Source organism: Acidovorax sp. YS12 (assembly GCA_021496925.1).
Lineage (GTDB): Bacteria > Pseudomonadota > Gammaproteobacteria > Burkholderiales > Burkholderiaceae_C > Paenacidovorax.
Genome location: CP053915.1, coordinates 3,115,515 through 3,128,322, shown reverse-complemented (window position 1 = coordinate 3,128,322; position 12,808 = coordinate 3,115,515). Strand labels below are relative to the sequence as shown.

The following is a 12,808-nucleotide window of genomic DNA, read 5'->3' as shown; positions in this document are numbered from 1 at the left end:
TTTGACAATGGAATTGGCTTACAACAAGCGCTGGCAGCTATGATTTTTGCATTACCAATCCGCATCCACCGCCCGCAGCGCCTGCGCTTGCAGCGCCACGCGCGGCACGGTAAAGCGCCATTCGCCCTGCGCGCCGCCCGTCGTGATGTGTTCCTGGCCGTCATCGAACACTGCCCCCGACTCGCGCGCCAGTGCCAGCCACAGGGCCAGCGTCTCCAGGTCGTGCTCGCCCGGCGGCAGCGCCTGGGCCAGCGCGGCCAGGGTCATGGGCTGGGCGCTGGCTTCCAGCACCTGCAGCGTTTGCGCCAGCAGTGCCTGCCGGTCCAGCCCCTCGAAGGCCTGCCAGAACTCGTCCTCCACCTGGTCGAGGTCGGCGTACTGCGTGGCCAGCAGCAGCTCGGCCTGGCCGCCGCCGTCCAGCGACTTGATGCGCAGCCGCTCGATCAGCGGCAGGTTCGCCAGCGCCACGCCCACGGGCGGCAGCGGCGCGGGCAGGCGGCGCACGGCCTGGCGCTGCCAGTCCACCTGCAGGGCTTGTTGCAGGATGTCGTTGAGCAGCTGCCCCACGCGCTGGTTCTCGGCCGCCTGGCCGGTCTTCATGAACTGGCCCACCTCGCGCTCGCTGCGCGCGCGCACGGCCTGCACTACCTTGGCTTCCTTGATGAGCTGGGGCACCAGCAGGCGCAGCGCGCTGTGCTGCAAGTCGTCCAGCGCCTGCGCGGCGGCCGGGTGCGCCAGGATGGCGCGGATGCGCGCGCGCATGGCGGCCAGCTCGGCCTGCTGGTGGAGCTGCTGCTGGAAGTTCTCGAACACGCGGCCCTCCTGCGTGTTGAGCAGGCTGGCGTGGCCGTCGAGCAGCTGGTCCATCACCGCGCCGCGGTGGTGCTGCGCGCCCAGGATGGCCTGGCGCAGCGCGCGGTCGGCCTCGCGCCACGAATCCTCCACGCGGCGGAAGTCCGCGCGCAGGCTGGTGGCCAGCGCATGGACCTCGCGGATGCCTTCGACGGCTTGTTCAGGAGTCAGCGCGGTGATGCGGCCCGCGCGCACGTCGTCCAGCTGCTGCTGCAAGTCCTGCATGCGGCGCTCCAGGTGCTCGGCGCGGCTGGCCGGGTCGGGGTCGAGCGCGGTGGCCAGGTTGTCGATCTCGCGCTGCACCACGGCCAGGCGCGAGGCGGTGGAAGTCATCATGCGCCCGTCGAGCTGCGCCACGAAGCGCAGCGCGGTCTTGAGCGCGTCGGTCTCGTGCACGCGCCCCTCGCGCTCGGTGACCAGGCCGCGCCGTATCCACTCGCGCAGCTCGCGCCGCGCCTGGGCGGGCAGGTCTGCGGGGTCGATGTCGTATTCGGGCTGGTTGGCGTGCGCGGCCAGCATGTCGGCCAGCGCCTGCACGGCGGCATCGAAGCCCACGCCATCGCGCTGGTGCTCGAACAGCGCGTCCAGGCAGCTGAGCGTCAACGGCGCCCGGCGCGAGGCCAGCAGCAGCCACGCGGGGTGCTGCTGGCGGGCGGCGATGTATTTGTGCGTGCGCTGCTGGTCGAGGGTGGGCATGGGTGCGCAAATTTTAGGGAGGCTCTGGCTGTGCCGATCACGCCTGCGCCATCCTTTCGCCCAGTTCCCCCTTCTTTTCCCCCAATCGCTGGGGCAGGCCATGAACGCGCTTCGTCAGTTCTGTTGCCTGCGAGGGCTGGCTTTCAGGGCTGGCGGCATCAGCCGCGTATCCATCCAGCGCAGCAGGTCGTTCCACATCGAGCGCACCTCGGCGTCGCGCGGCATGCGCTGGGCGTGGTCCAGCTCGATGGTGACCACCGGCATGCCCTGCAGCACGCCGCCGTAGTGGCCCAGGGAGCCGGGGAACACGCCCACGCGGTCCAGGCGCAGGCGGCCCAGGCGCTGCGGCGGCTCGTGCGGGCCGTCGAAATCGAGCACGCCGTAGGGCGCGTGGATGCTCACCACGAGCTGCGGGCGGAACGTCTCCATCTGCGCGTGCAGGAACTGCGACTCGGGTTCCGACAGCGGCGCCGGGCCGGGCCAGCGGCGCGGGTCTTTGCGCGTGCGCTTTTCCCAGTACTGCGGGGCGTCGTGCTCCCAGCCGGGGGTGCGGAAGTTGCGGTTCAGGTCCACGCCGCGCGCATTGACGCGCGTGGGGCGGCGCGCCAGCAGCCCGTCGGGGTTGAGCACGGGGATGAAGCGCCAGTGCACCGGGCGCTGCGCCTTCTCGGCCAGCGCGATCCAGTGCAGCGCGAGCGAGGCCGAGGTCAGCTCGTCGCCATGCATGGCGCCCACCACCAGCACGCGCAGCGGCGCGGGCGTGCCGTCCGCGGGCTGCACGTCGCGCCAGAACAGGGGCCGCCCCTGCTGCGAGTGGCTGCCGCTGGGCGTGAGCTGCGCCGCCGCGCACTGCCTGGCCTGTATGCCCGGCAGGCGGTGCAGCCACTGCGCGCAGGCCGACGGCGGCTGCGCCGGGGTGGCCTGCACGGCGGCGCATGCCAGGGCCAGCGCCCCCCGTGCCAGCGCACGCGCTGGCCGCAAGGCACGGAAGGGGACACGGGGGAGACGCACGATGGGGAAAGCCTGTAGCCCCCGCGGCAGCACGCCACGGGGAGGGGGGCGATAATAATTGATTGCCCTTGAGCGCCGCGCGCCCTGCGTGCGCACCACCACAGTGACCCCTGACACCCCCGACATTGCCCTGACACCGAGCTTTTCACCGCGCGAATTCCGCGATGCGCTGGGCATGTTCGCCACCGGGGTGACCATCATCACGGCACGCGGGCCGGGCGGGGAACTGGCGGGCCTCACGGCCAGTTCGTTCAACTCGGTGTCGCTCACCCCGCCGCTGGTGCTGTGGAGCCTGTCGCACCAGACCGCGTCGCTGCAGGCATTCGCCTCCTGCACGCATTACGCCATCAACGTGCTGGCGGTGGAGCAGCGCCACCTGGCGGAGCGCTTCGCCACGCGCGGCATCGACCGCTGGGGCGGCGTGGGCCACCGCCCGGGCGTCAACGGCGCGCCGGTGCTCGATGGCGCCGCGGCAGTGTTCGAGTGCTTCAACCGCAGCCAGTACGTGGAGGGCGACCACACCATCTTCATCGGCGAGGTGGAGCGCTGCGGCCACCGGGAAGGCGCTTCGCCGCTGCTGTACCACGGCGGCATGTTCTACACCGAGCACCTGCTGGGCAGCCTCTCGGCCGCTGCCGCGCGGCCTTTGCACAAGTAGGCCCCGCCACACGCTCACCGCCTGCCCCCGCCATGTCCCATCCCCGCCTTGCCGAGCCGCTTCTTTTCGGTAACCGCCAGAGCGAGGCATCGACATCGCTGCGGGTGTTCTCCGACCGGATCGCGCATGCGTTTCCTGGCCTGGAGGGGTACGACGCCCTGCCCGGCCACGGCGGCTTCTTCAGCAAGAACGCGCGGCTGCAACTGCCCGGCCTGGAGCTGGTGGCCAGCGCCATGACGCCCACGCGGGTCAGCCGCAGCGACAACATCCACACCACGCTGCTCATTCCGCTGCGAGGGCATTGCAGCGTGCAGGTGGAAGGCCGTGTCCTGCCCTGGGGCGCCGCGCAGGGCTGCCTGTTCCTGCCCGCGGGCTGCGGCCCCACGCTGGGCTACGGGGATGAACGCCACCTGCTCATGCTGCACATCGGGACGGCCGAACTCCAGGCGGCGGCCCGCGCCATGCTGGGCACCTACGAGGACGCCGCGCCCCTGGACACCGGCCATGCCCAGGTGCTGCCCCTGCAGGTGGCAGGGGCGCCGCTGGCCAGCGCCGCCCGGCACCTGGGCGCGCTGATCGATTTGCACGGCCTCGACGCGCAGGTGCTGCACCAGTTGGGGATACAGGACTTCATCTACCGCCATCTTGTGCCGCTGTTCCCGCATCGCCCTGCCGTCGCCCCGTGCGCCACGCCCCGGGCGCACAAGCGCCGCGCCATCGACCGCGTGTGCAGCGCCGCGCTGGCGGACCTGTCGCGCCCCATCGCGCTGACGGACATGGCCGCGCAGGCCCACATGTCGGTGCGCGCGCTGCAGTACGCCTTCCAGGAACGCTTCGGCATGAGCCCGCTGGACTGGCTGCGCCAGCAGCGCCTGGCCCTGGCGCGCCAGCGCCTGCTGCGCGGCGACTTCACCAGCGTGGCCCTGCTGGCGCAGGAGTGCGGCCTGGGCACGGCCAGCCGCTTCGCCGCGCAGTATCGCCAGCAGTTCGGCCAGTTGCCCAGCGTGGCGGCGGGCCGCCGGCGCGGGTGAATTTCGCAATACCAAACCAAACGGGGCTTGCAGGAAAATCAGCCTGTAAGCCCCGTAGATCAAGCGCTGGCAGCTATGGTTTTTGCATTACCGCTGGCGCCGCAGGGTGAACGCCATGGCCAGCGCCAGCAGCGTGGACAGTGCCAGCAGGGCCCATTCGGAGAGCGTGGGGATGGGGGCCACGCTGCTGCTGGGCGCTTGCGGCGTCACGGCGTTGGAAACGGCGGAAGCCGTACCCGTGCCGCTGGCATTGCTGGCCGTCACGGTGAAGGTGTAGGTGCGGCCGTTGGTCAGGCCGGAGACGACGCAACGCGTTGCCGGGGGCGTGGCCGTGCAGGTCTTGGTGGGATCCTCGACCGCCGTCACGGTGTACAGGGTGAAGGGGCCGCCGCTGGCAGGCGCGCTCCAGGAGACAGTGGCTTGGCCGTTGCCGGCCGTTGCCGCCGGGTTCAGCGGTGCCGAGGGCACGGGCGGCGCGCTGGGCGTGACGGCGTTGGAGACGGTAGAGGCAGCGCCCGTGCCGTTGGCGTTGGTGGCGCGCACGGTGAAGGTATAGGTGCTGCCGTTGGTGAGGCCGGGGACGGTGCAGCTCGTTGCCGGGGGCGTGGCCGTGCAGGTCTTGCTCGGGTCTTCGACCGCCGTCACGGTGTACTCGGTGAAGGGGCCGCCGCTGGCGGGTGCGTCCCAGGAGACGGTGGCCTGCGCGTTGCCGGCCGTTGCCGCCGGGTTCAGCGGCGCCGAGGGCACGGGCGGGGCAGCAGGCGTCACGGCGTTGGAGACAGCGGAAGCCATACCTGTGCCGTTGGCGTTGGTGGCGCGCACGGTGAAGGTATAGGTGCTGCCGTTGGTGAGGCCGGGGACGGTACAGCTTGTGGCCAGAGGGGGCGTGCCCGTGACCGTGCAGGTCTTGCTCGGGTCTTCGACCGCCGTCACGGTGTACTCGGTGAAGGGGCCTCCGCTGACGGGTTCTTCCCAGGAGACGGTGGCCTGCGCGTTGCCGGCGGTCGCCGCCGGGTTCAGCGGTGCCGAGGGCACGGGTGGCGCGCTGGGCGTGACGGGGCCGGCCTCGGCCTCGGCACCCGCGCCGTTGTCGTTGTCGGCGCGCACCGCGAAGGTATAGGGGGTGCCGTTGGTCAGGCCCGTGACGACGCAGCTCGTTGCCGGGGGGGTGGCCGTGCAGCGCTTGCTGGGGTCGCCCACGACGGTGACCACGTAGCCGGTAATGGCGTTGCCGCCGTTATTGCTGGGAGGATTCCACTGCACGGTGGCCTGGGCGTTGCCTGCGCTGGCGCTGGCGGCCAGGGGTTCGGTGGGCACGTCCAGTGTCAGCGCGCGGATGCGCAGGTTGCTGTAGTCGGGAAAGTACAGCAGGCCCTTGTTGCCTACGGTCAAGCCGTAGATACCGTTGAATGTCGCCACCGAGGCATCGCCGCCATCACCGCTGAAGCCAGAGACACCTGTCCCGGCCACCGTGTTGATGGTGCCGTCCAGTCCCACGCGCCGGATGCGCTGGGAAGAATCGGAGATATACATGCGCCCGCTGGCATCCACCATGACCCCCGTGGCCACCATGCCTGCCGACAGCGCGGGGCCGCCATCGCCGCTGTAGCTGCCGGAGCCGTTGCCAGCCACGCGGTTGATCGTGCCATCGGCCTCGACACGCCGCACGCTGCCGACATTGGTAACGTACAGGCGATCTTGCGCATCCAGCCCGATACCCCATATCCCGCCCAACCCGGCGCTGGTCGCTTGGCCGCCATTGCCGGTTTCGCTCGCGCCGCCATCGCCTGCCACGGTGGTGATGGTGCCGTCCGTCTCGATACGGCGCACGCGCCGGTTGCCCTGGTCGCTGATGTACACCCGATCCTGGGAGTCGATGACGATGACAAAAGGATCCTGTAACTGCGCGCTGGTGGCGGGGCCACCATCACCACCGTAACCGGGCGCCCCGGTGCCTGCTACCGTGGCGATGGTGCCGGTATTGGCATCGACTTTGCGAATGCGGTGGTTCTTCATGTCGGCAATGTAGAGATTGCCCAGGCTATCGGACGCCACGCTGGTGGCGCATCCCAGGTGGGCGCTGGTGGCGGGGCCGCCATCGCCGCTGTAGTTGGCTACGCAGGCCGGGCCGTTCTGCACGCCGGCGATGGTTTCGATGGTGCCGTCTAGCTTGATGCGGCGGATGATGTTGTTGTCGGAGTCGGCGATGTACACCCGCCCGCTCCTGTCTACCGCCACGCCACGTGGGCCACTGAGCGCAGCGGCCGTGGCGGGGCCGCCATCGCCGCTGTAGGCATTGGCACCCGTGCCCGCGACGGTGTTGATGGTGATGACAGCCGCGGCCTGCGTGGCCGCGCCGGCGAGCAGCAGGGCAGCGGCGATGCGGGATAGAAGGCGCGCTGGAGGGGCGATTGTGCGTAAATGTTTCATGGGGCGAGCTTAGAAACCGCCCCCGCGCCCGTATAGCGCGCCGCACGCAAGAAAATGCGCGCGGCGCGCAAACCTGCTTACTTGCTGCCTGCGTCCGGCAGCTCGATCTTCACTTCCAGCACTTCCAGGTCATCCTGGCGCTCGAAGTGCACCTTCAGGTCTTCGGCGTTGATCTTCACGTACTTGGAGATCACGGCCATCAGCTCGCGCTGCAGCGCGGGCAGGTAGTCGGGCTGGCCGGGGTTGCGGCCGCTGCGCTCGTGCGCCAGGATGATCTGCAGCCGCTCCTTGGCCACGGCGGCCGATTTCTTCTTTTCCCCCAGGAACAGGGACAGCAGTGACATGGCCATTTACCTCCCGCCAAAGATGCGCTTGAAAAACCCGGGCTTCACCGCCTCGGTGAAGCGCAGCGGGCGCTCCTGGCCCTGGAAGCGCGCCACCACGTCCTTGTAGGCCTCGGACACGTCGGTACCGTCGAGATGGATGGCCGGCAGCCCTTGGTTGGACGCCTGCAGCACGCTCTCGGACTCGGGGATCACGCCGATGAGCGGAATGCGCAGGATGTCCTGGATGTCGGCCAGGCTCAGCATCTGGCCGTCTTCCACGCGGCTGGGGTTGTAGCGCGTGATGAGCAGGTGCTCCTTGATCGGCTCGGCGCCCTCGATGGCGCGCTTCGTCTTGCTCGACAGCATGCCCAGGATGCGGTCGGAGTCGCGCACGCTCGACACCTCGGGGTTGGTCACCAGCAGCGCCTCGTCGGCGAAGTGCATGGCCATGAGCGCGCCGCTCTCGATGCCGGCGGGCGAGTCGCAGACGATGTACTCGAAGCCCATCTCGGCCAGGTCGGCCAGCACCTTGCCCACGCCGTCGAGCGTCAGCGCGTCCTTGTCGCGCGTCTGGCTGGCGGCGAGGATGAACAGGTTCTCGCACTGCTTGTCCTTGATGAGGGCCTGGTTCAGGTTGGCCTCGCCCTGGATGACGTTGATGAAGTCGTACACCACGCGGCGCTCGCAGCCCATGATGAGGTCGAGGTTGCGCAGGCCGACGTCAAAGTCGATCACGGCGGTCTTGTGGCCGGCCAGGGCCAGGCCCGATGCGAACGCGGCGCTGGTGGTGGTCTTGCCCACGCCCCCCTTGCCGGAGGTCACGACGACGATTTTGGCCATGGTGTGCGGTTCCCTTGCATTGGTCTGGAAATGTTGGAAATTCAAAGCGGTTCGATGAGCAGCTTCTCGCCGTCGAGGCGCACCTGCGCGCTCTTGCCGCGCACGTTGTCGGGCAGCGCCGTCTCGGTGGTGCGGTAGATGCCGGCGACGGACACGAGCTGCGGCTCCAGGCAGGTGCTGAAGATGCGCGCCTCGGTGTTGCCGCGCGCGCCGGCGATGGCGCGCCCGCGCAGCGGCGCGTAGACGTGGATGTTGCCGTCGGCGATGACCTCGGCGCCGAAGCTGACCATGGCCAGCACCACCAGGTCGGTGCCGCGCGCGTACACCTGCTGGCCCGAGCGCAGCGGCTTGTCCACCACCACCGCGCCGGGGGCGGGCATGGGCACTTCGCGCACCACCTCGACCTCGCGCACCACTTCACGCACCACCTCGCGCGGGCCATGCTCGGCCGCCGGGCCGCGCTGTGCCTCGGGGGCGGCGATCAGGCCCAGGGCATGGGCCGCCTCCATCTGCGCGGCGCTGCCGCCGCGCACGGCCACGGGGCGCGTGTGGTAGCGCCGCAGCTCGGCCACGAGGGCGGCGAAGTCGATGGGCTGGGGTTCGTCGTGCACGGCCGCCAGGTCGATCAGCACCGGGTCGTTGTCGAAAAGCCCGGGATCGTCGCCCAGCCGCTGGGCCAGGTCGGCCGCCAGCTGCGCCGCATCGGTGGACTTGAGCACCACGGCCACCACGGGCAGATGGGTGCTTTTGAGGTCAAAGCTGGTGCGGGCGTGGTGGCCCGGCGTGTCAACGGCCATGGAGGGTGCCAGAAAAGGCGCTGCATCGGAAGGGGCGAAGTGTACCGTGCCGTCCCCGAAGGCGTTGCCAGCACACCGTCATGCCAGTGTCATACGGGTTTCATGCGCGCTGCCTAGATTCGCCCCGTTTGTCACAACCGCGTAGGTGGGAGCATGAAGCGTTCGCGCAATGGGGAAAACAACGGCGGCCCGGTGAGCGCCATCAGCGCGCTGGCCCTGGCTGCGCTCGTGGCGTGCCAGCCAGCATGGGCGGATGCGTTCACGCCGGGCAATTTCGTCGCGTACCGGGTCGGTGCTGGGTCTGGGGTGGCGTTGAGCGTTTATCTTGACGAATACCGGCCAGATGGCACGTTGGTACAGACCGTCGCGCTGGGCAATGGATTCGCCGCCAGTGACAAAGGGTCGGAAGGGCTGTTGAACCGTTCTGCCAACGGGCAATGTCTGACTGTGCCAGGCTATGCGGTCGCGCCAGGCACGGCTGCGCCCAACGACGCCAAAGCCTCCGACGCGCCGCGCAGCGTGGCGTTTGTGGCTGTCGACACCAGCGTGAACTACGCCACCAAATTCGGCAGCTCGGCATTCAACAAGGACACCATCCGGGGCGCCGTCAGCAGCGACTGCACCCAGGCATGGGCCAGCGGCAAGGGCAGTTCAACGAACAGCGGAGTCTGGTATGCGGCGCTGAATAGCACGAGCGGCGTTCAACTCACGCGGGACAACACCCAAGGCATTGCGATCACGGATGGGCAACTCCACGCCGCCGTCAATGGCGCAACATTGAGTTCGGTCGGCTCGGGCCTGCCGAGCAGCGGCGGGATATACACCCCAGCGGCGTTGAGCGGGGTGACGAACTCCACCTACCGAGGCATTGCATTCCTCAACCTGAACGGCTCCGCAAGCGCCGACACCGTCTATGTGGCCGACAACGACACCAGCAAGGTCGTGAAGTTCAGTCTGAGCGGTGGCACCTGGAGCAAGGTCGGCGAGGCCTCGACGCCTAGCAAGACACACGGCTTGATCGCGCTCGACACCGGCGAAGGCAACGTGATGCTGTTCGCCACCGACAGCTCGGGCAAGGCGTACCGGCTTTTCGACCGCACCGGCTACGGCGGTGCGCTGTCTGGCAATTTCGAGACCCTGGCGACTCCTTCTGCTGGCGCGTTCTACGGTCTGGCCTGGGCGCCCGAGGCCGCGCCCCCCAGCGCGGCGCCCGGTGCACCGGCCAGCCTCTCGGCCAGCGCCCAGGGCAATGGCGTGGCCGCCAGCTGGGACGCCGTGGCCGGCGCGGCCTGGTACGTGGTCGAGGTGTCCTCGGGCGCGGGCTTCGACGCCAGCGCCACCCAGGGCGTCGGCCAGACGCTCATCACCGCCACGCCCGCCGCCACGGTGCCGGGGCTGGACGAGGGCACCCACACGCTGCGCGTGCGCGCCGTCAACAGCGCTGGCGGCAGCGTCGGCACCGTCTCGCAGCCCTTCACCCTCGCCGCGCCGCCCACCACCAGCCTGCCCGCCACCACGGCCTATTCGGGCGTGCGCGGCGACCCGCTGGACCCGCTGGCCACGCAGGGCATTGCCTTCACCGTGGGCGACGCCGCCGACACCGTGGCGGCCACGTCCAGCAACCAGGCCGTGGTGCCCGACGCCAACCTGGCCGCTGGCGGCACCGGCACCACCAGCCGCACGCTGCGCATCATTCCCACGGGCACGGGCTATGCGGACATCACCGTCACCATCGGCAACGCCGGAGGCGCTTCGGTCACGCGCACCATCAAGTACGCCGCATCGGCCCATGTGGCGGGCACGGCGGGCACGCGCTGGTACACCGGCCGCGCCGATGGCTCCACGGCCATCGTGCTTGATGCCAACACCCTGCTCGTGGGCGACGATGAGGCCCCGGAGCTCGACGCCTCGGGCAACGCCGCGCAAAGCGGCGGCGGCAACGCCTTCTCGGCCTACGCGCCGGGGGCCAGCGGCCGGCCGCTCACGCCGCTGTCGCCCGATGCCGCGCTGGGCCTGCGCACCGGCAAGACCGGCGCGGAGTGCACCAGCGGCGGCTATACGGGCGTGGCCGATTGCGACGCCGATGGCGAGGTGGACACCGAGGCCGGCTTCGCCGCCAGCGGCACCCTGTATGTGGCTGGCTCGCACTCCAACAGCAAGAAGGGCAAGAGCCGACCCGACCGCTGGCGCTTCATGGCGCTGACGGCCTCGGGCAGCGGCAGCAGTACGGCCCTGTCCGTGACCGGCTACTACAAGTGGCTGCGCGAAGACCTGCGCACCTGGGACAACGGCAACGCGCACGGCCTGGGCGCCGGCTATTTCGGCCTGACCGATAGCTCGGCGGGCGGCAGCTGCAGCGATGCCGAGGTCGATGCGGACAACTGCCCCAAGGCCCCCGAAACCGGCACCCTCAGCGGCTTCTCCATCGAAGGCATGGCCAGCAGCCCCGGCGACACGGCGGCCTGGCTCGGCTTTCGCGCGCCGCTGGTGAGCGCGCCCGGCGCCCCGGCCGTGGCGGCCGACAGCGCCACGGGCCGCACCCATGCGCTGATCGTCCCAGTGACGAACTACGCCAGCCTGCCGGGCAGCACGGGCGGCGCCAAGCACACGGCCACGTTCGGCGCGCCGATCCGCCTGGACCTGGGCGGGCGCGGCATCCGCGAGATCCGCAAGAACGGCGCAAACGAGTACCTCATCATCGCTGGCCCGGCCAGCGGCTCGGGCAAGAGCTTCGTCCTCTACACCTGGGACGGCAGCGCCGACGCCGCCGGGCTGGCCCTCAACCTGCGCCTGCGCGCCACGGACCTGGGCGCCTTCACCAAGCCTGCCACGGACTGCGCGGCCGAAGGCATCGGCACCCTGCCGGCCAGCCTGGACGCTGGCGGCAGCGTGGACGTGATCAGCGACTGCGGCGACGCCGATTTCTATGGCGACGGCAAGGCGGCCAAGGATCTGCCCTACGCCGCCTGGAAGAAGTTCCGCGCCGACGCCGTGGCGCTGCCCGCGCTGTCCACGGTCACGCTCATGCCGGGCCAGGCCACCGCCGCCACGCTGCCGTTCACGGCCAGTGCGCCGCAGCCCGGCACGCTGTACGCCGTGGCCCTGCCCCAGAACGCGCCCGCGCCCAGCTGGGAGCAGGTGAAGGCCGGGCGGGACGGCAGCGGCGCGGCCGCCGCGTGGGCGGGCTCGGCCGCGCTCAACGGCTCCGCCAACCTCACGGCCACGGGGCTGGCCGCCAGCACCGGCTACACCCTTCACGCCGTGGTGGTGGAGGGCAGTGGCGGCCATGCCAGCGCGCTGGCGCGCCAGAACCTGGCCACCGCGGCCCCGGGGCCGGTGCTGGCGCCGCAAACCATTGCCTTCGGCACCCTTGCGGACCGGCTGCTGGGCACCGCGCCATTCACAGTCAGCGCCACGGGCGGCGGCTCGGGCAAGCCGGTGGTGTTCGGCTCCACCACCACCACGGTCTGCACCGTGGCGGGCGCGACCGTGACCCTGGTGGCCACCGGCACCTGCACCGTGCAGGCCGACCAGGCGGGCAACGCAAGCTTTGCCGCCGCAACCCCCGTGCCGCAAAGTTTCCAGGTGACGGCCCCTGCCGCCAGCGGCACGGCCTGGCCGGGCAGCGGCGGCGTGAGCGGGGGCGTGGCGGGCGGCACCTGGCAGTTCGCGGCCAATTCGCAGGGCTTCCAGCCGGTATCGGGCCTGCCGGACGTGCCGGGCGGCTACGCCTTCCCCTACGGCATGTTCGGCTTCGCGCTGGTCAACGGCACGCCCGGCTCATCGGCCACGGTAAGCCTGAACCTGCCGCAGCCCGCGCCCGCCGGTGCCGTGCTCTGGAAGTACGGGCGCCAGACGCCCGGCGGCGCCCCGGCGTGGTACCAGGTCGCGCCGGTCTTCTCGAACGGCCGCGGCACGGTGAGCTTCACCGTGACGGACGGCCCCGGCAGCACGGGGGACGACGACCAGGCGGCCAACGGCGTCATCATCGACCCGGTGCTGCTGGGCGCCCCCCTGGGCAGCGGCGCCACGGCCATCCCCACGCTGGGCGAATGGGCGCGCGGGTTGCTGGCGCTGGCCCTGGCGGGCCTGGCCGCGCTGCGGCTGCGCACGCGACGCGCCGGGGGGCTACGGTAACGATATCAGCCAAATCGGCCCCCAGCGCTT

The 12,808-nt window shown here is 70.5% G+C and carries 9 protein-coding genes; 3 read left to right on the top strand and 6 right to left on the bottom strand.

Annotation, left to right across the window (positions count from 1 at the left end):
- Window positions 1-51 precede the first annotated feature (51 nt).
- Window positions 52-1,548 (bottom strand): DUF3375 domain-containing protein, encoded by a 1,497-nt coding sequence (locus tag YS110_14120; GenBank protein ID UJB65806.1) that lies wholly within the window; start codon window positions 1,546-1,548, stop codon window positions 52-54.
- 114 nt (window positions 1,549-1,662) lie between these two features.
- Window positions 1,663-2,760 (bottom strand): DUF2817 domain-containing protein, encoded by a 1,098-nt coding sequence (locus YS110_14115; protein UJB65805.1) that lies wholly within the window; start codon window positions 2,758-2,760, stop codon window positions 1,663-1,665.
- Between YS110_14115 and YS110_14110 the strand changes: the two genes are divergently transcribed.
- Together YS110_14110 and YS110_14105 are read left to right on the top strand one after the other, a co-directional pair.
- A complete protein-coding gene (locus YS110_14110) occupies window positions 2,735-3,217 on the top strand; it encodes a flavin reductase family protein (protein UJB65804.1) in 483 nt (160 codons plus the stop codon). The two genes, YS110_14115 and YS110_14110, sit on opposite strands and share 26 nt — an antisense overlap.
- 32 nt (window positions 3,218-3,249) lie before the next feature.
- Window positions 3,250-4,248: a helix-turn-helix transcriptional regulator gene (locus tag YS110_14105; protein UJB65803.1), complete on the top strand. Its 999-nt coding sequence runs from the start codon at window positions 3,250-3,252 to the stop codon at window positions 4,246-4,248.
- An 87-nt stretch (window positions 4,249-4,335) separates the two neighbouring features.
- Here the strand turns inward: YS110_14105 and YS110_14100 are convergent, their stop codons facing one another.
- The 4 genes from YS110_14100 to minC all read right to left on the bottom strand — a co-directional run bounded on the left by YS110_14100 (window position 4,336) and on the right by minC (window position 8,641).
- The gene (locus YS110_14100) at window positions 4,336-6,678 is read right to left on the bottom strand and encodes an IPTL-CTERM sorting domain-containing protein (protein ID UJB65802.1); all 2,343 of its coding nucleotides are present in this window, start codon (window positions 6,676-6,678) and stop codon (window positions 4,336-4,338) included.
- Window positions 6,679-6,755: 77 nt separating this feature from the next.
- Window positions 6,756-7,022, bottom strand: a complete 267-nt coding sequence (gene minE / locus YS110_14095) for a cell division topological specificity factor MinE (GenBank protein ID UJB65801.1) — start codon at window positions 7,020-7,022, stop codon at window positions 6,756-6,758.
- Window positions 7,023-7,028: 6 nt separating this feature from the next.
- The gene (minD, locus tag YS110_14090; protein UJB65800.1) at window positions 7,029-7,844 is read right to left on the bottom strand and encodes a septum site-determining protein MinD; all 816 of its coding nucleotides are present in this window, start codon (window positions 7,842-7,844) and stop codon (window positions 7,029-7,031) included.
- A gap of 41 nt (window positions 7,845-7,885) precedes the next feature.
- Window positions 7,886-8,641, bottom strand: coding sequence for a septum site-determining protein MinC (minC, locus tag YS110_14085; GenBank protein UJB65799.1), 756 nt, complete (start codon window positions 8,639-8,641; stop codon window positions 7,886-7,888).
- A 153-nt stretch (window positions 8,642-8,794) separates the two neighbouring features.
- On the opposite strand from minC, the gene YS110_14080 reads away from it, so the two are divergent.
- A complete protein-coding gene (locus tag YS110_14080; protein ID UJB65798.1) occupies window positions 8,795-12,778 on the top strand; it encodes a DUF3616 domain-containing protein in 3,984 nt (1,327 codons plus the stop codon).
- Window positions 12,779-12,808 lie beyond the last annotated feature (30 nt).

What these genes read in the sequence shown, in the direction of transcription:
- YS110_14120 (UJB65806.1), bottom strand. Translation starts at nt 1,548, where the DNA reads ATGCCCACCCTCGACCAGCAGCGCACGCACAAATACATCGCCGCCCGC.
- YS110_14110 (UJB65804.1), top strand. Translation starts at nt 2,735, where the DNA reads ATGTTCGCCACCGGGGTGACCATCATCACGGCACGCGGGCCGGGCGGG.
- YS110_14115 (UJB65805.1), bottom strand. Translation starts at nt 2,760, where the DNA reads ATGATGGTCACCCCGGTGGCGAACATGCCCAGCGCATCGCGGAATTCG.
- YS110_14105 (UJB65803.1), top strand. Translation starts at nt 3,250, where the DNA reads ATGTCCCATCCCCGCCTTGCCGAGCCGCTTCTTTTCGGTAACCGCCAG.
- YS110_14100 (UJB65802.1), bottom strand. Translation starts at nt 6,678, where the DNA reads ATGAAACATTTACGCACAATCGCCCCTCCAGCGCGCCTTCTATCCCGC.
- minE (UJB65801.1), bottom strand. Translation starts at nt 7,022, where the DNA reads ATGTCACTGCTGTCCCTGTTCCTGGGGGAAAAGAAGAAATCGGCCGCC.
- minD (UJB65800.1), bottom strand. Translation starts at nt 7,844, where the DNA reads ATGGCCAAAATCGTCGTCGTGACCTCCGGCAAGGGGGGCGTGGGCAAG.
- minC (UJB65799.1), bottom strand. Translation starts at nt 8,641, where the DNA reads ATGGCCGTTGACACGCCGGGCCACCACGCCCGCACCAGCTTTGACCTC.
- YS110_14080 (UJB65798.1), top strand. Translation starts at nt 8,795, where the DNA reads ATGAAGCGTTCGCGCAATGGGGAAAACAACGGCGGCCCGGTGAGCGCC.